Origin of the sequence: Segatella copri, from assembly GCF_009494835.1 — a bacterium.
Taxonomy (GTDB): Bacteria; Bacteroidota; Bacteroidia; order Bacteroidales; family Bacteroidaceae; genus Prevotella; species Prevotella copri_F.
In genome coordinates this window covers 1-20294 of sequence record NZ_VZBE01000060.1, presented here as the reverse complement: position 1 = coordinate 20294, position 20294 = coordinate 1, and the positions used below count along the sequence as shown (strand labels likewise).

Below are 20294 nucleotides of genomic sequence, written 5' to 3'. Positions count from 1 at the left end.
AGGGAACTCCTCAGGGTGAAATCCGTGTATACCATCAGGATGTTTATGTGCTACACGGCGGTGAGTTCCGCATCAAGAGGGTTCCGGTTCATGCCCAGTTCAATTTCGATACCTATATATTCGATCTTGACGGAACCCTGATTTCTTCTCTCCACGACCTGGCTGCAAGCTGCAATTATGCGCTGAAACTGAACGGGATGCCTGAACGTACGCTGGAGGAGGTACGCATGTTTGTAGGAAACGGGGTGAAGAAACTGATGGAACGTGCCGTGCCGGGAGGATTGGAGAATGAGAAGTTTGAGAAAACCCTGCAGGATTTCCGCCAGCATTATATGGTGCACAATATGGATAATACGAAACCTTATCCGGACGTGATGGAGATGCTGGAGGAACTGAAGAATAGGGGAAAGAACATTGCGGTGGTAAGCAACAAGTTTTATGCAGCTACCCAGGAAATCTGCCGCCATTTCTTCGGCGACCTGGTAGATGTGGCGATAGGAGAGCGGGAAAATATCAAGAAAAAACCGGCTCCAGATACCGTAAACGAAGCCTTGCGCCAGCTGCATGCGGATAGAGAAAGGGCGGTATATATCGGCGACAGCGACGTGGATGTGATGACGGCAAAGAACAGCGGAATGCCTTGTATCTCTGTTCTTTGGGGATTCAGAGATCACGATTTTCTGCTGGCACATGGAGCTTCTATCCTAGTATCATCACCCTTGCAGATATTATAAGAAAGGTAGGATAAAACTATCTGGAAGACCATCATAGAGAATGGTCTTCCAGATATTTCTTGATAAATTCAAAGTAGGTTTCTGATATCGGAATGCTCTGGTCGCCATAGGTAATGTGCTGCTGGTCTACCGTATCAAACTTTGTCATGTTGGCAAGGAACGAACGGTGTACACGCTTGAATTTCTCTCTTGGCAGCCTTTCTTCCAACTGTTTGAGGTTGCCCAGGGTTCTGATGTTAGGCCTGCCCTCAAGATGGAAACGGATGTAGTCTTTGTCGCAGTCAACAAACAGAATATCATCTATCGGGATTCTTACGCATTTGTAATCTCGTTTTACCACCAGAAAACCGTCGCGCTTGATTGGGTTGTAGTTATCGTCCTGCATGTAGCTTTCGAAGACTTTCTGGCATGATCCCATAAAGTCATCGTATGTGATGGGCTTGAGCAAATAGTCGAATGCATTCACTTTGTAGGCTTCGATGGCATACTCCTTGAATGCGGTGGTGAAGACAATCTTCACGTTCTTGGGTACAACCTTTGCAAATTCCAGACCGCTGATCTGCTGCATGTGGATGGCGAGAAAAAGTATGTCGAGATGGTTGTGATGGATGCCGTCTACAGCATCTATCGCACTTTTGTAGGCTCCGATCAAATGCAGGGTCGGAGTTTTCTCTATATACTGTTCCAGGAGTTGCAAAGCTTCCGGATCTTCATCTATGATGGCGCAATTTAAAATCATAATTTTACTGTTTTAGTGATTTTATTCTCGATTTTCGTAAAAACGAAAATTGTGTTTGTTTATTGTATCAAGCTGCAGATTTTTTCAGATAAAAATCTATTTTCATGATTTTACCTTAAATTTGTTTAATCTATTTGGCTATTTGAGGAAAAAACCGTAATTTTGGAGATTGATAAGTCAGACTATAACTGTAGAATATGAAATACAATAAGAAACAACATACCAAATTGTCCTGTCGGAGCAAGTGTTTTTTCCTTGCCTTGGCTTTGGCTATGGCATCGGTTGATGCCACAGCCCAGAAGATTTCGCTAGGCTCTTGCATCACCCGTGACGGAGGTCAGTTTAAAGGCGAAATGGTGAGCGGAAAGCCGCAGGGAAAAGGTACTACCATCTATAAGAATGGGGATACCTACGAAGGCTCTTATATGAAAGGTAAACGCGAAGGTTATGGCGTTTATACCTTCAGTGATGGCGAAAAGTATGAGGGACAGTGGATGCAGGACCAGCAGCATGGTAAAGGCACCTACTATTTCCAGAACAACAACAAATATGTAGGCCTCTGGTTTCGTGATTACCAGCATGGTCATGGCGTCATGTTCTATTATAATGGTGATAAATATGACGGCGACTGGTATAAGGACAAGCGTCAGGGACGCGGCGTTTATACTTATGCCAATGGCGCACAGTATAAAGGCCAGTGGATGAACGATATGAAGAATGGAAACGGCTTCTTCAACTGGGGAGACGGAACTACTTATGACGGTCAGTGGCTAGACAACCAGCGCTCAGGAAAAGGTACTTTCAAATATGCTGATGGCGATGTGTATATCGGCGACTGGAAGGATGATATCCAGGACGGAAAGGGTATCTATAAATTTCATAATGGCGACATTTATGAAGGCGATTATGTGCAGGGAGAACGCACGGGTATAGGCATCTTCCGCTCTGCAAAGGGCGCCAAGTATAACGGACAGTTTAAGGATGGCCTGCGTACCGGTCAGGGTACCTTCATCTGGAAGAATGGCGATATCTATGTAGGCGACTGGAGGGATGATCTGCAGAACGGCAGGGGCAAACTGACCAAGAAGAACGGCGACGTGTTTGAAGGTGAGTTCAAGAATGGTCTGGTTGATGGTAATGTCGTGATTCATTATGCTGATGGCAGAAGATTCAAGGGTGCCTATCACAAAGGTAAGCGCCAGGGACCTTGCATAGAAGAAGATAAAAACGGTAAGCGTTTCGAAGGAACCTACCGTAACGATGTGCGTGACGGAAGATTTGTAGAAAAAGATCGCAACGGACAGGTTACAGCCAAGGGAGCCTACGAAAACGGCAAACGATTTGAAGACTAATCTCTTCAGAAAATTAGAAAAATACAAAGAAATTATAAATAACGAGATAGAGGACCTTTATATTTTAAATAATGAGAAAAAGAACATATTATAATGTTGAATATTGAATGTTCAATGTTCTGTTTTCAAATCTCAAAGTTAAAAGTAAATGTTCAAATCTCAAAGCTTAAACTAGAATTATGGTAGTAGATACTTTAGACAATCTGGAGGAATACGTTTCTCTCAATCCGCTCTTCGCTGATGTAGTGAAGTTTATCAAGGAAAATGACCTCTCTAAATTGGAGGAAGGTAAGCATTTTATCAAGGAGGGTAACCTCTTTGTTAACATAACGACAGCTCACGGAAAAAGCGAGGAAGATGCTGTTCTTGAAACACATCGCAAGATGATTGATATTCAGATTCCTCTTGACAACGAGGAGACTTATGGCTATACTCCTCTTGCTGATCTTCCTGAAGTGGAATATAACGAGGCAAAGGATTTGACCAAGTATCCTGGTGTGAAAGCGCAGACGCTCGTTACCTGCAAGCCAGGTCAGTTTGCCATTTTCTGGCCACAAGACGGTCATCAGCCATGCATCGGTAACGGTGATATCCACAAGGCTATCTTCAAGATTAAAAATTAAAGAAGAAAAAATCTTCAAGATAAAATTAAAGAATAATATAGAGTAACCATCTAAAATCATGATATATGGCAACAGAAAAGAAAACTACAGCCCAGAAGGCTGCAACTAAAAAGGCAACTGCAAAGAAACCAGTTGCAAAAAAAGCAGCGAAGGCTGTGGTAAAGCATATCGGACTCGTGAAGAACGACCCATATCTGGCAGACTATGAGAATGCCATCAAGGGCCGACACGACCATGCACTCTGGAAACTCGGTCAGCTGACTAATAACGGCAAACAGACATTGAGCGATTTTGCCAATGGATACGAGTATTTCGGACTGCATAAGACTGCCCGTGGATGGGTGTTCCGTGAGTGGGCACCTAATGCAACAGATATCTATCTGATAGGTGACTTCAACAACTGGCAGGAAACTGAAAAGTATCGTGCCAAAAGAATAAAGAATACCGGCAACTGGGAACTCAAACTTCCGGAGAAAGCGATGAAACATGGCGATCTCTTCAAGATGAAAGTTCATTGGGAAGGTGGTGAAGGCGAGCGTATTCCTGCATGGGCACAGCGCGTAGTACAGGACGACCAGACCAAGATTTTCTCTGCTCAGGTTTGGAATCCGGAACCATATAAATGGAAGAAGAAAACCTTCAGACCAAATGTGGCGCCTCTGCTCATCTATGAATGCCATATCGGTATGGCACAGGATGCTGAGAAGGTTGGCACTTATACAGAATTTAAGGAGAATGTGTTGCCACGTATCATCAAGGATGGTTACAACTGCATTCAGATTATGGCTATCCAGGAGCATCCGTATTATGGCTCCTTCGGCTATCATGTAAGCAGTTTCTTTGCTGCAAGTAGCCGCTTCGGAACTCCTGAAGAGTTGAAGGATCTCATTGATACAGCTCACCAGAATGGTATTGCCGTCATCATGGACATCGTTCACTCTCATGCCGTAAAGAACGAGGTGGAAGGACTGGGTAATCTCGCTGGCGATCCTAACCAGTATTTCTATCCTGGCGACCGTCATGAGCATCCGGCTTGGGACAGTCTCTGCTTCGACTATGGAAAGGATGAAGTCATCCACTTTCTGTTGAGCAACTGCAAGTATTGGCTCAATGAGTTCCATTTCGACGGATTCCGTTTTGATGGTGTAACATCCATGCTCTATTACAGTCATGGCTTGGGTGAGGCATTCTGCAACTACGGAGATTATTTCAATGGTCATGAGGATGATAATGCCATCTGCTATCTTACCCTTGCCAACTGTCTGATTCATGAGGTTAACAAGCATGCCATTACGATTGCCGAAGAGGTGAGCGGAATGCCGGGACTGGCAGCCAAGTTTGAGGATGGCGGTTATGGTTTCGATTATCGCATGGCGATGAATATTCCAGATTATTGGATCAAGACCATCAAGGAACTGAAGGATGAAGACTGGAAACCATCCAGCATCTTCTGGGAGGTAAAGAACCGCCGTTCGGATGAGAAAACCATCTCTTACTGTGAGAGTCATGACCAGGCATTGGTGGGCGATAAAACCATCATCTTCCGTCTGATTGATGCCGATATGTACTGGCATTTCAAGAAGGGCGATGAAAACGAAATGGCTCATCGTGGTATTGCTCTGCATAAGATGATCCGTCTGGTTACCGCCTCTACAATCAATGGCGGTTATCTCAACTTCATGGGTAATGAGTTCGGTCACCCAGAGTGGATCGATTTCCCTCGCGAGGGTAATGGCTGGAGCCATAAATATGCTCGCAGACAGTGGAATCTGGTAGATAATCATGAACTCTGCTACCACTATCTTGGAGATTTCGACCGAGAAATGCTCAAGACGATTACAAGCGAAAAGAATTTTAACAAGACACCAGTTGTAGAAATCTGGCATAATGATGGCGATCAGGTTCTCGCCTTTATGCGTGGCGATCTGCTCTTCGTGTTTAACTTCTCGCCAACCCGCTCTTTCACCGACTATGGCTTCCTGGTTCCAACCGGTTCCTACAGCGTAGTGCTTGATTCTGACAGCAAGGATTTCGGCGGTAATGGCTTGAATGATGACACGATGACGCATCTGACTAATTACGATCCACTTTATGTGAAAGACCGTAAGGAGTGGCTGAAACTTTATCTGCCAGCTCGTACAGCTTTGGTGCTGAAGAAAAATTAATAGATTGATTTATGAAAAATAAAAGGAGTAGTACTGCGAAGATGCAAATCGCCTGTGCTATCATCTTTATCACATTTACCTACGTCTACCTGGCATTTTACCAGGCAGACGTACTGGCAGTGGCTCAGCATGTTTTCTCAGGCGGTTTGACCAACTACAGTTACACGCTGGCTCCACTGCTTATCACGCTCGTACTCTATCTGCTGCAAGTGGGAGTGTACGCGGTAACCCGTGTGAAACGCCGTTTCCACGGGCTTACTTATTTCCCTTCGTTCCTCATCCTGACGATGATTACCGATATCCCCGTTGATATCGACCGTTATCATTCGCTGGGGGCGTGGTGGATTATCCTGCCACTCTGTCTGATTCTATGGGGCGGATTAATATGGATAGCCCGCCAGTTGGAGCCGATAGAAACAGAGCCTCACAGTAACGGCTGGTTCTCCCGCTATATGTGGGTGAATCTGCTCCAGATGCTGGTGATAATATTGCTTGTCAACTTTGTTGCTAGCAATGATCGGCTGTTTCATGAACGTATGCGCATGGAACATCTGATGAAAGAAAAACAGTATGAAAAAGCTTTGGAAGTAGGTGAAAAATCTCTGAAAACAGATTCTTCGCTGACGATGCTCCGTATAGCCTGTCTCAACGAAACAGGCGAGCTGGGCAGCCGTCTCTTTACTTATCCGCTGGTAGGTGGAAGTAAGGCGATGATGCCGGATAGCGTAACCGTGAAGGCTATGATGTGGAAGGCGCCAAAATGGATGCAGAAACCTTCGGCATGGATGGTTAAACATCATCTCAAGTATCGTCTGCCTGTTGACTATCAGCTTTGTGCACTCTTGCTGGACAAGCAACTAGACAAGTTCGTAGCAGAGGTGCAGAAACATTACAAAGTAACTTCGGGCAAACTGCCTGTTCATTATAAGGAAGCGTTGGTTCTTTATACGCATCGCCGCAGTAATCCAAGTATCGTTTATCACGATAATGTGATGGATACAGACTTTGAGGATTTCCAGCAGATGGATCACAAATATGCTAATGAGACAGAAAAGCAGAATGCTCTTCGGGATACTTATGGAAATACCTACTGGTATTATTATGAGTATGGAAACAAATGAAAGTTTTAATTTAGGAGATTAATATGAAAATACAGATATTCAGAAACTTATGGTTTTTACAGATAGCTTTTCTTCTGTTGGCGCCATTAGGGCTGCAGGCACAGAAGAAGGAGATTTCTGCAGCCAAAGATCTGGTAAAGGCGGGCAAGGATTTGGCGAAAGCCGAATCCAGTATGCGCAAACTCCTGACGGATTCTGCCAACCGGAATAACAAGAAAATTTGGAATATTCTCTTCGATGCTGTGAAGAAGCAGTATGAACAGGGTAATGAGAAACTCTACCTCAAACAGGCGTATGATACAGCCCAACTCTTCAATGCAACCCGACAGCTCTTCGTTATAGCCCAAGGACTTGATTCCGTTGAGATGATTCCTAACAAGAAAGGAAAATGTGAGTATGATTTCCGCAAGTCTCATTCTGAATATTTGAACAGGATACGTCCGAACCTCTATAACGGAGGAACCTGGTTTATCAGGAAGCAGAAATACAAGGAGGCTTATCAGTTCTTTGACCAGTACATAGAGTGCAGTACTGCACCGATGTTCCAATCTTATAAGTATGCCCAGAAAGACAAATATCTTTCTTCGGCAGCTTATTGGGCTGTATATGCCGGATATAAGATGAAAGATACCAAAGCTACGCTTCATCATTCTTATGAGGCGCTGAAAGATACGGCTCATTATAACTATATGTTACAGTATCTGGCAGAGACTTATAAACTGGAGAAGGATACTGCGCGCTATCTCTCGACCTTGAAGGAAGGTTTTGAGCGGGATCCGAAATTCCCGTTCTTCTTCCCGCGTCTGGTAGAGTTCTATTCGCAGGAAAACCTGCTCGATTCTGCGCTCGCCGTGGCAGATAAGGCGCTGGCGATAGCTCCCGACAATGATATCTATCTCTTTACCAAGGGAACCATTCTCCTGAATATGGGTGATTTCAAGCAATGCATCGAAGTGAGCAAAAAGGCACTTGCCGTGAACGATTCTTTGGCTGGTGCTTATTATAATATAGGTTTGGCTTATTTCAATCAGGCGGTTGAAATGGATAAGAATTCGCAGCAATCCCGCAAAACTCATCAGGAGATAGACGGACTTTACAAGAGTGCGATGCCTTATCTGCAGAAGTACAGAACGATGGCGCCTGATATGCAGGACCAGTGGGCTTTGCCGCTATATACCATCTATCTGAACCTGAACATGGGTAAGGAGTTTGATGAGATAGACAAACTGCTCAATCAGAAAAAGAAATAATGCCTCATGATGAGGGATTTATGAAAGCTTCTCTTGAAAAGAAAACTTCTCTTTAATTAAAGAATACTTCTCTTTAGAAATTGATTATTAGAAATTTATGATAGACAGAATTTTAGATAAACTGGGCATTGAGCTCAATGATATGCAGCAGGATTCCATGCAGGCAATCTTGCACGGGAACAAGGATGTGGTGATACTTTCGCCAACTGGTAGTGGCAAGACACTGGCTTATCTTTTGCCTCTTACCCAACTTATAGATGCTACTGATGACGAGGCACAGGCGGTGGTGGTAACTCCTGGTAGAGAACTCGCTTTGCAGTCGGCTAACGTATTGAAGAATATGGGCAGCGGTTTGCGTGCGATGGCTTGCTATGGTGGTCGTGCTACGATGGATGAGCATCGCGTGATGAAACAGGTTCGTCCTCAGATTGTATTTGGAACTCCAGGTCGTCTCAATGATCATCTGGATAAGGGAAATCTTTCTCCATATCACATCAAATACCTGATTATTGATGAGTTTGACAAGTGTCTGGAGATGGGCTTCCAAGACGAAATGAGCCGACTGATCAAGTCATTGCCTGGCTTGCGTCGTCACTTTCTGCTTTCTGCTACCGAAGCAGAGGAAATTCCTCATTTCGTACACATGGGTAGGGTAGAAAAGATAGATTACCGTGTGGATGAAGATCAGGTTCCTGACCGTGTACATATATATAAGGTGGATAGTCCGGTAAAGGATAAACTGGAGAGTCTGTCACTTTTGCTACGCAGTTTAGGCGATCAGAGTACCATTGTATTCCTCAATTACCGTGATAGTGTAGAGCGTACCAACAAATATCTGGTAGAACAAGGTTTTTCTACATCTTTCTTCCATGGTGGATTGGAACAGAAGGAGCGAGAGGCTTCTCTCTATCGTTTCAGCAACGGTAGTGCTAATATCCTGGTGAGTACGGATCTGGCTTCGCGCGGACTTGATATTCCTGATATAGATAATATCATCCATTATCACATGCCGGAGAGCGAAGATGGTTATATCCATCGTGTAGGACGTACGGCAAGATGGGAAGCCCAGGGAAAGGCTTTCTTCCTGTTAGGTCCTGAAGAGCATATTCCGGAATATGTGGATGCAGAGATTGAGAATTATGAGATGCCTGTTGCTGATCAGCTTCCTGCGCCAGCCAAACCTAAGATGGCTACTATATATATAGGTAAAGGCAAAAAGGATAAAATCAGCAAGGGTGACATCTTAGGCTTCCTTTGCAAGAAGGGTGGGCTGCAGTCGGCTGAAATCGGAAAGATTGATGTTAATGACCGTTATGCTTATGCTGCCATTTCCCGAACGAAGTTGCGCAGCGTACTGAATAATGTAAAGGGCGAAAAGATAAAAGGCGTCAAAACGATAGTGGAAGAGGTAAGGTAGTTGACAAACTGCTATTATCTTTTCTCTGTTGCTTGCTAATGTATAATAAATGTAAAAATAGACATAAATATGCAGTTATTATACTAAAATGACTAACAAAATGAAAGAAATCTGCGCAAAACGCTAAAAATGTGCAGAAAAGTTTGGTAGTTTCAAATAAAAAGTGTAATTTCGCAGTCGTAAATACAATCCAAAGGTTTACTATGTATCCTATATGGGTGTATTGTGCACTAATTTTTCCTGCTAACAGGATTATATCGTATAAAACTTAAATAATTATACAAAGATGAAGAAGTACAATTTTAACGCAGGTCCATCAATGCTTCCACGCGAAGTGATTGAGAACACAGCAAAGCAGATTTTGGATTTTAATGGTTCAGGTCTTTCATTGATGGAAATCAGCCACCGTGCTAAGGATTTCCAGCCAGTAGTTGATGAGGCAGTCTCCTTATTCAAGGAGCTTCTTGACATTCCTGAGGGTTATTCCGTAATCTTCCTTGGTGGTGGTGCGTCATTGCAGTTTATGCAGATTCCAGCAAACTTCCTCATCAAGAAGGCTGCCTACATTAATTCTGGCACTTGGGCTAAGAAGGCAATGAAAGAGGCAAAGCATTTTGGTGAGGTCGTGGAGATCGCATCATCGTCCGACGCCAATTTCACTTTCTATCCACAGGTTCCTAACACTGTACCAGCCGATTGTGATTACTTGCATTTGACAAGCAATAATACTATATATGGTACTGAACTCCGTGTTGATCCAGATGTAAACGTACCATTGATTTCTGATATGTCTTCAGATATCATGAGCCGTCCAGTAGATGTTTCTAAGTATACTGCCATCTATGCAGGTGCTCAGAAGAATCTTTCTATGGCAGGTGTTACCGTTATCATCGTAAAGGATGATATGCTCGGCAAGGCTCCTCGCGAGCTTCCTACAATGCTCGATTATCGTACTCACGTTGAGAAGGGCAGTATGTTCAATACTCCTCCTGTTGTTCCTATCTATACCTTGATGGAGAATCTCCGCTGGTTGAAGGCTAATGGTGGTGTTGAGGCAGCTGATAAGCGTGCTCACGAACGTGCTGAAGTTCTTTATGCTGAAATCGACCGCAACAAACTCTTCAAGGGTACAGTGGAAGAGACTTCCCGTTCATTGATGAACATCTGCTTCGTGATGAACGATGAGTACAAGGAGTTGGAGAAGCCATTCCTCGACTTCGCTACAGAGCGTGGCATGGTAGGTATCAAGGGTCACCGCTCAGTGGGTGGTTTCCGTGCCAGTTGCTACAATGCACAGACCATGGAGGGTGTTCAGGCACTCGTCAAGGCCATGCAGGATTTTGAAGCACAACATTAATTTTTGAATTTGTATGAAAGTATTAGTTGCAACAGAAAAGCCATTCGCAGCGGCTGCTGTGGAAGGCATTAAGAAAGAAATAGAGGGAGCAGGCAACGAATTGGTGCTGCTCGAAAAATATACAGAGAAGGCTCAGCTTCTCGATGCAGTGAAGGATGTGGACGCGATGATTATCCGCTCTGACAAGGCTGATGCTGAGGTGCTCGATGCAGCAAAGAACCTGAAGATTATCGTTCGTGCCGGTGCGGGTTATGATAACATCGACCTTGCTGCTGCTACTGCTCATAATGTAGTGGCTGAGAATACTCCTGGTCAGAACTCTAACGCAGTAGCTGAGTTGGTATTCGGCTTGTTGGTCTTTACTGTACGTAATTTCTACAACGGCAAGGCTGGCAGCGAGTTGAAGGGTAAGAAACTGGGTATTCTTGCTTTTGGTAATGTAGGTCGAAATGTGGCTCGCATCGCCAAGGGATTTGGTATGGAAGTAGCTGCTTACGATGCATTCTGCCCAGCTGATGTTATCGAGGCTGCCGGTGTGCATGCTGTAAAGTCACAGGATGAGTTGTTCCAGACTTGTGATATCGTTTCTCTTCATATCCCTGCTACTCCAGAGACTATCAAGAGCATCGACTACAAGACTGTAAACCAGTTGCCTAAGGGCGCCATCCTCATCAATACAGCGCGTAAGGAGGTTATCAATGAGCCTGAGCTCCTGAAACTTCTTGCTGAGCGTGAGGACTTGAAGTTCATCACTGATATCAAGCCTGATGCTGATGCAGACTTTGCCAAGTTCGAGGGTCGATACTTCTCAACTCCTAAGAAAATGGGTGCACAGACTGCAGAAGCAAATATCAATGCCGGTATTGCTGCAGCTAAGCAGATTAATGCGTTCTTTAAGGATGGATGCACTAAATTCCAGGTAAATAAGTAATTATTCTCCCCATACATATAGCTCATGAAGGGTGCTTTTTCACAGAAGCACTCTTGATGGGCTTTTCATGTTTTTATTAAACTAGTCAATTTAAACGAAATATTATGGCAATAGTAAAACCTTTTAAGGGAGTAAGACCTCCTAAAAATCTCGTTGAGCAAGTTGAGTCTCGTCCTTACGATGTTCTCAATTCTGAGGAAGCACGTGCCGAGGCAGGCGATAACGAGAAGAGCCTTTATCATATTATTAAACCTGAAATCAATTTCGAACCTGGTACTTCTGAGTACGATCCACGAGTGTATGAAAGCGCTGCAGAGAACTTCAGAAAGTTCCAGGAGAATGGCTGGTTAAAACAGGATGATAAGGAACAGTATTATATCTATGCACAGACTATGAATGGTAAGACTCAGTATGGTCTTGTTGTAGGTGCGTATGTAAACGACTATATGACGGGTGTCATCAAGAAACATGAGTTAACACGCCGCGATAAGGAAGAAGACCGTATGAAGCATGTTCGTGTATGCAATGCCAATATCGAACCAGTATTCTTCGCTTATCCTGATAATGAGGTGCTTAACGGACTTCTGATGCGTTATGCAGCAACAACACCGGAATATGATTTCATTGCTCCAATTGATGGTTTCCGTCATCAGTTCTGGGTTGTAAGCGATGATCAGGATATTGCCACAATTACAGCGGAATTTGCCAAGATGCCTAGCCTTTATATTGCTGACGGCCATCACCGTTCTGCTGCAGCAGCTCTGGTAGGTGCAGAAAAAGCTAAGCAGAATCCTAATCATACAGGTAAGGAGGAATATAACTACTTTATGGCAGTTTGTTTCCAGGCAAGTCAGCTTACCATTCTCGATTATAACCGAGTTGTGAAGGATTTGAATGGCCTGACTTCTGATCAGTTCCTCGATGCTTTGACAAAGAACTTCGAAGTGATAGATATTAATGCAATCAATGTGAATGTATCTGGTGATGAAGAGGGCATACCTTGCTATGAAAAGATGGCTATTGATGATGCTATCAGCCAGTTTGGCTTGGATATTCTGAAACCAGCTGCTCTCCATTCTTTCCTCCTCTATCTGGACGGTAAATGGTACGGTTTGTTTGCCAAGCCGGGAACCTATGATGATGCTGATCCAATCGGCGTGCTTGATGTGGATATTTCATCTCGCCTGATTCTTGATGAAATTCTAGGTATCAAGGATTTGCGTTCTGATAAGCGCATCGATTTTGTGGGCGGTCTTCGCGGTCTCGGTGAGTTGAAACGTCGTGTGGATAGCGGTGAGATGAAGATGGCACTTGCTTTGCATCCGGTTTCTATGCAGCAGATTATGGATATCGCTGACAGTGGTAAGATTATGCCACCTAAGGCAACTTGGTTTGAACCTAAGTTGCGTAGCGGTTTGATTATTCACAAGTTGGATTAATGATAGACGAATTTAAGACAATATCAGATACGATAGGCGAGGGATATTACACCGAGAAAAGGAGTAAGTTTCTCGCCTTTGCTCACCATGTTACAACTGTTGACGAGGTGAAGGAAATTGTTGCCGGGTACCGTAAGAAATATTACGATGCCCGACATTGTTGTTATGCATATATGCTAGGTCCTGAACGGACAGAGTTCCGTGCCAATGATGATGGCGAACCTTCTTCTACGGCAGGAAAACCAATCCTCGGTCAAATCACGAAATCAGAATTGACGGATATTTTAATTGTCGTCATCCGATATTTCGGAGGAGTGAAATTGGGAACCAGCGGACTCATTGTTGCTTATCGTGAAGCTGCCATTGATGCTTTGGCTCATTGTGAGGAGGTTACGCAACAGATAGAGGAAATAGTAACCTATGATTTTACTTATCCGATGATGAATGATGTGATGAGGATAGTCAAAGATATGAATCCGCGTATCCTGGATCAGACTTTCGATAATACTTGCAGTATTAAACTTTCTATCAGAAAGAGCGAGGCTGAGCAGTTACGTTCCCGTCTGAAAAAGCTGTCGTTTGAATAGCAGATAACTGACAGATGAATAACTGCTGGGTAAATAAAAAGAGGGTGTGTTATAAGCTAGGATAACATATCAGTAATATTCCAACAAAAAGAGGGTGAATCATTAATTTATGATACACCCTCTTTTTGATGGTTATTTCTTTTGAATTTATCCCTTTTCTTCCAATTCCTTCTGCAATCGGATGATTTCATCGCGATATTGGGCAGCTTGCATGAAGTCGAGATCTTTGGCAGCTTGTTTCATCAATGCCGTAGTATTGGCAATGCTCTTCTCCAATTCTTCCTTGCTCATACTGCGAACAATAGGGTCGGCAACGAAGGCTGCACTTTCCGGTTCCACGTAAACGCGAGGCTTGGAACCCTCGGCTCCCATCGGAACAATCTTTGCTCCTTCTTCCTTGCTAGTAGGCAGAGCTGAGGTTATTGCCTTCACAATCTGTTTTGGAGTAATGCCATGGTCGGCATTGTATTTCAACTGGATGCTTCGGCGGCGGGCAGTTTCATCTATCGTTTTCTGCATGCTGTCTGTGATGTTGTCTGCATACATGATTACCTTGCCGTTCACATTTCGGGCTGCACGGCCTGCCGTCTGGGTCAGAGAACGGTGACTGCGCAGGAAACCTTCCTTGTCTGCATCGAGAATAGCTACGAGCGAAACTTCCGGCAAGTCGAGTCCTTCTCGTAACAGGTTGACACCCACCAGTACATCGTATACTCCTGCACGGAGATCGTTCATGATCTTTACTCGGTCTAAGGTTGCCACATCACTGTGGATATAGGCAGCCTTTACGTTGTGATTGAGCAGGAACTCAGTGAGTTCTTCTGCCATGCGCTTTGTAAGAGTCGTAATCAGAACTCGCTCGTTGCGGTGTGTTCTTGTTAATATTTCGTCCAGAAGATCATCTATCTGATTCTCACTTGGACGGACTTCGATTTCCGGGTCCAGGAGTCCTGTAGGACGAATCAACTGTTCTACAACCACGCCTTCGGCTTCTCTCAATTCATAGTCTGCCGGAGTTGCACTTACGTAGATGGCCTGCGGAATGAGATCGTGAAATTCCTCGAATTTCAGCGGACGGTTATCGAAGGCTGCAGGCAAGCGGAAACCATATTCTACCAGGTTCTTCTTTCGTGCCCGGTCGCCTCCATACATGGCGCCAATCTGCGGGATGCTCACATGGCTCTCGTCAACCACAAGCAGGAAATCTTTAGGGAAGAAATCGAGCAGGCAATATGGGCGTTCGCCTTCGTGTCTGCCATCAAAATAGCGGGAATAGTTCTCGATGCCCGAACAGTGGCCCAATTCCTTGATCATTTCCATATCATATTCTACGCGTTCCTTGATGCGCTGTGCCTTGATTCCATCTCCAATACTCTTGAAGAATTCTACCTGTTTAACCAGGTCGTCCTGAATTCTGCGAATAGCACTTTCCTGCTGTTCTTTTGTTGTTACGAAAAGGTTGGCTGGATAAATCTCGTAATCTTCGAACGAGGCAAGGCGGTGATAAGTGAGCGAATCCACTTCTTCGATACTGTCAATCTCATCGTCCCACCATGTTACGCGCAAAACATGATCGCTGTAAGCCATAAAGATGTCAACCGTTTCGCCTTTCACGCGAAAGTTGCCACGTTGCAGTTCTATGTCATTTCTAACGTAAAGTGCATCAACGAGTTTCCTCAGAAATTCATTTCTGTCGAGTCGCTGCCCGCGATGAATCTTGATGATGTTCTCCTGCATCGCCACAGGTCCGCCCATACCATAGATGCACGATACGGATGAGACAACGATGACATCCTTTCTGCCCGAGAGAAGGGCAGAAACAGCACCGAGTCGCAACTTGTCTATTTCATCATTGATGGCGAGGTCTTTTTCTATATATGTATCAGTCGTTGGCAGATAAGCTTCCGGCTGATAATAGTCGTAGTATGAAACATAATATTCTACAGCGTTCTCAGGGAAGAAACCCTTCATCTCCTGATACAGTTGGGCGGCAAGAGTCTTGTTGTGGCTCAAGATGAGCGTAGGCTTCCCCACGTTGGCAATCACGTTTGCCACCGTAAAGGTTTTACCCGAGCCGGTTACACCCAACAACACCTGTGCAGGGTCTCCTTCAAGCACCCCCTCTGTGAGTTGCCTGATGGCTTGCGGCTGGTCGCCAGTCGGCTTATATTTCGATGTAATCTTAAAATCCATTTTCTTCCTGATTTCTTCTCAAAAGTTCTGTTTCAAGGTGCAAAATTACAAAAAAAACGCCATTAATCGTTATAAAGATTAATTTTTTACGAAAAAATGTATCTTTTCTTTTGATAATAAGTAAATTATGAGTAACTTTGCAGTTCAAAATGAGAATTATGAAAAAATTGACTCTTATTGCATCGTGTGTTGCATTGCTCTTGTCGAGCTGTGCCCACGAATATAACCAGGTATTGAAATCAGGCGATTATACTTATAAGTATGAGTACGCCAAGCAGAGCTATGCCCAGGGCAAGTATTCCCGTGCCATTCCTCTTTTGCAGGAACTGGTAACGATGAAGAAAGGTTCTACCGAGGGTGAGGAATGTTTGTACATGCTGGCTATGGCCGAGTATGGTATGAAGGATTATGAGACTGCTGCAGAGTATTTCAAGAAGTATTACTCTTCTTATCCTAAAGGTAAGTTTGCTGAAAATGCAAAGTACTTTGTGGGAGAGAGTCTGTATCAGAATGCTCCAGAGCCTCGTCTTGACCAGAGTACCACGATTACAGCCATCGCAGCCTTCCAGGAGTTTCTGGATCTTTATCCGGATGCCCGACTCAAGCAGCAGGCTACAAACCGCCTTTTTGCTCTTCAGGACCTCTTGGTTGAGAAGGAGTATAAGAGTGCCAAGCTGTATTTTGATATGGGCACCTATTTCGGCAACTGTACCAGCGGAGGCAACAATTATGAGGCTTGTATCGTAACTGCACAGAATGCGCTTAAGGATTATCCTTACAGCAACCGACGTGAGGAGTTTGCATCGCTCATCATGAAAGGTAAATACGAACTGGCAAAGATGAGTGTCGAGAAAAAGCAGCTGGAGCGCTATCAGGATGCTGAGGATGAGTGTTATGGCTTTATCAACGAATATCCTGATTCAAAGGACCGCGCACTTGCCGAGAAGTATATCGAGAAGTGCAAGCAGTACGAGAAAGAGCATCCGGAGACTGCTCTCGACCAGCTTGGCAATAATGCCAATTAAAAAAAAGCATATATATAATAAGGTAAAAACAATATAATAATAATAGTACTATAATTATGGATTTCAAAAAATCAAAGGCACCAGTAAACACAGTAACTCGCAACATTATGGATCTCTGCGATGATACCCATAATATCTACGAGAGCGTAGCTATCATTGCAAAGCGCGCTAATCAGATTTCTATCGAAATCAAGCAGGAGTTGAGCAAGAAACTTCAGGAGTTTGCTTCTTATAACGATTCTTTGGAGGAAGTTTTTGAGAACCGCGAACAGATTGAAATCTCTCGCTACTACGAGAAGTTGCCAAAGCCAACTTTGCTCGCTACAGAAGAGTTTATTGAGAACAATATTTATTGGCGCGATCCTACCAAGACATCTGCACCAATGGTTCACGAGAGCGAAATTTAATATTCCAGAGCTATATGATACAGCGTAAACAGACATTATTTCTGCTCTTTGCTGTCATCGCCATTGCTATCTGTCTTTTCCTTCCTATCGCCAGCATCGCAGCTAAGACGATGGGAGGAGACACTATGGTTTATAACCTCGGAGTGGTAGGGGAGGCAGGAATGCAGATTTCAACTACTTGCGTTCCTCTGTTCCTTTTGCTCGCCGTTTCAGCCATCATAGCATTGGTAAACATCTTTTTGTACAAGAATCTGAAGCTTCAGAAATCACTCTGTTCTCTGGCCATGCTTTTTGCAGGTTTATGGTATGTAGATTATATCGTGATGTTCATGGGCTTGATTCCTGTTCCTGAAGCAGAAGGAACGATGAAGTTTCAGTTTGCCGCTTGCCTTCCTTTGGTAGCAATCATATTCGAATGGATGGCAATGAAAGGTGTGAACGATGACATCAAACTCTTGAGAGCAGCAGACCGAATCAGATAAAAAATGCTAAAAAAGCATTTGAATATCGATAAAAGTTTGCTCAATTCAAATAAAAGTAGTAATTTTGCACCCGCTGTCACGAGATGGCAGCACAAAATTCAAACCTCATTATAAATTAAATTAAAATTAAGATTTAAAAATGGCAACAAAAATCAGATTGCAGCGCGGCGGTCGTAAGAGCTATGCTTTCTACAGCATCGTAATCGCTGACGTTAGAGCACCACGTGATGGTAAATTTACTGAGAAGATTGGTACTTTCAACCCTAACACCAATCCAGCTACTGTAGATTTGAATTTCGAGCGCGCACTCTACTGGGTAGAGACTGGTGCACAGCCAACAGACACAGTTCGCAACATCCTCAAGGGCGAGGGCGTTTACTTGATGAAGCACCTCAAGGGTGGCGTTAAGAAGGGCGCATTCGACGATGCTGAGGCTCAGAAGCGTTTCGACGCTTGGAAGAATAGCAAGGACGCTAAGATTTCTGCTGTTCGCGAGGGCGATGCTAAGGCAAAGAAGGAAGCTGCTGCTAAGGAGCTCGAGGCTGAGAAGAAGATGAACGAGGCAATCGCTAAGAAGGTAGCTGATAAGAAGGCTGCTGCAGCTGCTGCTGAGGCAGAGGCTAAGGCTGCTGAGGAAGCTCCTGCAGAGGAGGCTCCAGCTGAGGCTTAATCTTCAACAGAATCTTCTTTTGAGATTTTAAAGTATAAAGGTTGAATTTCTCTTTCGGGAAATCCAACCTTTTTTTTGTTTCTTTTGATTATGGGTGATAAAAAGGAAAACAGTTATTCGCATATTCTGAAATATACAGGATTGTTTGGCAGTGTGCAAGGATTGGGAATTCTTGTAGGAGTTTTGCGCAATAAATTTACGGCGCTCTTCCTCGGACCTTCTGGAATGGGACTGCTGTCTCTTTTCAGCTCAACGATTTCTGTTCTCAGTTCTGCGTGTAATTTCGGCATTCCTACAAGTGGTGTTAAATTTATTTCTGAAAAGGAACATGCTGCAGATGAATCGCAGTCCGAAAAGGCTGATATCGCCGGGGCGGTTCTTCTTGTCCGCACCTATAGTCTGCTTGCTGCATTTTTCGGAGCCATCGTCTGTGTTCTTCTGGGGCCGTTACTCAATGGGTTTACTTTTTCCTGGGGCAATCATACGCTACATTTCATTCTCCTGGCACCAACCATTTTCTTCACGATTCTGGCTGGAGGTGAAACTGCCATTCTGAAAGCTACCGGACAGTTGCGTGCGTTGGCGATGCAGGCAAGTTTTCTGGCTATTCTTCTGCTTTTGGTTTCGGTTCCGGTTTATTGGATATTTGGTGAGAGAGGTATTCTGCCCGTTCTGTTCATTTTGGCATTTATGCAATGGGCTCTGAATTTTCGATATTCCCGACGAGTTGTACGGTGGGGCGTAAATATGCGAAAAATGACGCTAGTTGCAGGTTTCCCACTTTTGCGACTTGGCGGGGCATTTGTACTTTCGGGTTTGATGAATAGCGGATGCGAATTTCTGATTCGTGCCTTTTTGAACCAACAAGGCGATCTGGAAGTTGTCGGACTTTTCAATGCCGGTATAACGATTGTCTTTGTTTATGCGGGAATGGTGTTCTCGGTCATGGATCAGGATTTTTATCCCCGTCTCTCCGGCATTTCGGGTTCCAGAAAAAACGAGGAGTCTGTAAAAGAACGCAATCTCTGTGTGAACCGCCAGCTTGAGATGAATGTCCTGTTGCTGGGGCCTATCGTTGCAGCTATCATTTTAGGTCTGCCTCTCATTATTCCGATATTATACAATGCCCAGTTTATGGGGATGCTCCAGATGACTCAGCTTGCTGCTGTTGCCATGTTGTTCAAGGCGGTTTATCTTCCAATAGAATATCTCCCGCTGTCAAGGGGAGATTCCAGACTTTTTCTCATTCAGGAAAGTTTTTGTGTTATCTTGCTGATAATCTGTGAAATAGCTGGTTATCAGTTAGATGGATTGAGAGGAGTAGGGGGAGGCATTGCTGTGGCTTATGCCATAGAGACCATTGCCGTCTTGATTTTCAGCAGAGCCGTTTATGGTTATCGTTTATCCGCTCTTGGTTTCAGATTCTGTATCTTTCAACTTCTGATTCTGCTTTTAATGTTGTTCCTGGTTTTCATGATCAGTTATCGTGATTGGTTTTACTGGCTGATTGGCGTTATCATTGTACTCATGAGCACATCGTTTAGTTTTAGGAAAATTAGAAAACTGGTTAGATAAGAATAGAGATACTGTAGGATAAATTATTTTCTCCGAAAGATAGAAGAATATCTCCGAAAGATAAAAAAATATCTCCGAGAGATATTTTTTTATTCCAGTAAGATATAAGATTATTCCAGTAGGATAAATAAAGAAAAAGCCTTGAGAATCAGTTGATTCTCAAGGCTTTTATATGGTATGCTCGGCATGAGCTTATTCTAATGGGTGCAAGTCCCTAACAAGCCCTA

Annotated in this window: 18 protein-coding genes; 16 read left to right on the top strand and 2 right to left on the bottom strand. The window is 44.0% G+C overall.

What is annotated here, in order from left to right:
- The first annotated feature begins 71 nt into the window (after positions 1-71).
- The gene (locus tag F7D47_RS09330) at positions 72-734 is read left to right on the top strand and encodes an HAD family hydrolase (RefSeq protein ID WP_228113366.1); all 663 of its coding nucleotides are present in this window, start codon (positions 72-74) and stop codon (positions 732-734) included.
- Between the two features lie 31 nt (positions 735-765).
- Here the strand turns inward: F7D47_RS09330 and F7D47_RS09325 are convergent, their stop codons facing one another.
- Positions 766-1473, bottom strand: coding sequence for a LytR/AlgR family response regulator transcription factor (locus F7D47_RS09325; protein WP_022121830.1), 708 nt, complete (start codon positions 1471-1473; stop codon positions 766-768).
- A gap of 272 nt (positions 1474-1745) precedes the next feature.
- On the opposite strand from F7D47_RS09325, the gene F7D47_RS09320 reads away from it, so the two are divergent.
- The 10 genes from F7D47_RS09320 (at position 1746) to F7D47_RS09275 (ending at position 13715) form a co-directional block, all read left to right on the top strand.
- On the top strand, positions 1746-2825 hold the full coding sequence (locus F7D47_RS09320) for a phosphatidylinositol-4-phosphate 5-kinase (protein ID WP_153086771.1): 1080 nt from the start codon (positions 1746-1748) through the stop codon (positions 2823-2825).
- Between the two features lie 179 nt (positions 2826-3004).
- Positions 3005-3448, top strand: coding sequence for a YhcH/YjgK/YiaL family protein (locus F7D47_RS09315; RefSeq protein WP_153086747.1), 444 nt, complete (start codon positions 3005-3007; stop codon positions 3446-3448).
- A 65-nt stretch (positions 3449-3513) separates the two neighbouring features.
- The gene (locus F7D47_RS09310; RefSeq protein ID WP_153086746.1) at positions 3514-5613 is read left to right on the top strand and encodes an alpha amylase C-terminal domain-containing protein; all 2100 of its coding nucleotides are present in this window, start codon (positions 3514-3516) and stop codon (positions 5611-5613) included.
- Positions 5614-5624: 11 nt separating this feature from the next.
- A complete protein-coding gene (locus F7D47_RS09305; protein WP_117727972.1) occupies positions 5625-6734 on the top strand; it encodes a DUF6057 family protein in 1110 nt (369 codons plus the stop codon).
- Positions 6735-6757: 23 nt separating this feature from the next.
- Positions 6758-7984, top strand: a complete 1227-nt coding sequence (locus tag F7D47_RS09300; protein ID WP_022121825.1) for a tetratricopeptide repeat protein — start codon at positions 6758-6760, stop codon at positions 7982-7984.
- Positions 7985-8081: 97 nt separating this feature from the next.
- On the top strand, positions 8082-9401 hold the full coding sequence (locus tag F7D47_RS09295) for a DEAD/DEAH box helicase (protein WP_022121824.1): 1320 nt from the start codon (positions 8082-8084) through the stop codon (positions 9399-9401).
- 286 nt (positions 9402-9687) lie between these two features.
- Entirely contained in the window at positions 9688-10758 is a 1071-nt protein-coding gene (gene serC, locus F7D47_RS09290) for a 3-phosphoserine/phosphohydroxythreonine transaminase (RefSeq protein ID WP_022121823.1), read from the top strand.
- 13 nt (positions 10759-10771) lie between these two features.
- Positions 10772-11689: an NAD(P)-dependent oxidoreductase gene (locus F7D47_RS09285; protein WP_153084412.1), complete on the top strand. Its 918-nt coding sequence runs from the start codon at positions 10772-10774 to the stop codon at positions 11687-11689.
- 104 nt (positions 11690-11793) lie between these two features.
- On the top strand, positions 11794-13128 hold the full coding sequence (locus F7D47_RS09280) for a DUF1015 domain-containing protein (protein ID WP_153086745.1): 1335 nt from the start codon (positions 11794-11796) through the stop codon (positions 13126-13128).
- Positions 13128-13715 carry an IMPACT family protein gene (locus tag F7D47_RS09275; RefSeq protein WP_006849028.1) on the top strand — a complete coding sequence of 196 codons (588 nt, stop codon included), beginning with the start codon at positions 13128-13130 and terminating at the stop codon, positions 13713-13715. Before F7D47_RS09280 ends, F7D47_RS09275 begins: the two co-directional genes overlap by 1 nt.
- 147 nt (positions 13716-13862) lie before the next feature.
- On the opposite strand, the gene uvrB is transcribed toward F7D47_RS09275, so the two are convergent.
- Complete coding sequence (gene uvrB / locus F7D47_RS09270; protein ID WP_117693657.1) at positions 13863-15908, bottom strand: excinuclease ABC subunit UvrB; 2046 nt, start codon at positions 15906-15908, stop codon at positions 13863-13865.
- A gap of 158 nt (positions 15909-16066) precedes the next feature.
- On the opposite strand from uvrB, the gene F7D47_RS09265 reads away from it, so the two are divergent.
- The 5 genes from F7D47_RS09265 to F7D47_RS09245 all read left to right on the top strand — a co-directional run bounded on the left by F7D47_RS09265 (position 16067) and on the right by F7D47_RS09245 (position 20067).
- The gene (locus F7D47_RS09265) at positions 16067-16933 is read left to right on the top strand and encodes an outer membrane protein assembly factor BamD (RefSeq protein WP_117693762.1); all 867 of its coding nucleotides are present in this window, start codon (positions 16067-16069) and stop codon (positions 16931-16933) included.
- 56 nt (positions 16934-16989) lie between these two features.
- Positions 16990-17340, top strand: coding sequence for a DNA-directed RNA polymerase subunit omega (locus F7D47_RS09260; RefSeq protein ID WP_006849031.1), 351 nt, complete (start codon positions 16990-16992; stop codon positions 17338-17340).
- Between the two features lie 14 nt (positions 17341-17354).
- Positions 17355-17822 (top strand): DUF4293 domain-containing protein, encoded by a 468-nt coding sequence (locus tag F7D47_RS09255; RefSeq protein ID WP_006849032.1) that lies wholly within the window; start codon positions 17355-17357, stop codon positions 17820-17822.
- A gap of 139 nt (positions 17823-17961) precedes the next feature.
- A complete protein-coding gene (locus F7D47_RS09250) occupies positions 17962-18492 on the top strand; it encodes a 30S ribosomal protein S16 (RefSeq protein ID WP_022121818.1) in 531 nt (176 codons plus the stop codon).
- Between the two features lie 90 nt (positions 18493-18582).
- The gene (locus F7D47_RS09245) at positions 18583-20067 is read left to right on the top strand and encodes a hypothetical protein (RefSeq protein ID WP_153086744.1); all 1485 of its coding nucleotides are present in this window, start codon (positions 18583-18585) and stop codon (positions 20065-20067) included.
- Positions 20068-20294 lie beyond the last annotated feature (227 nt).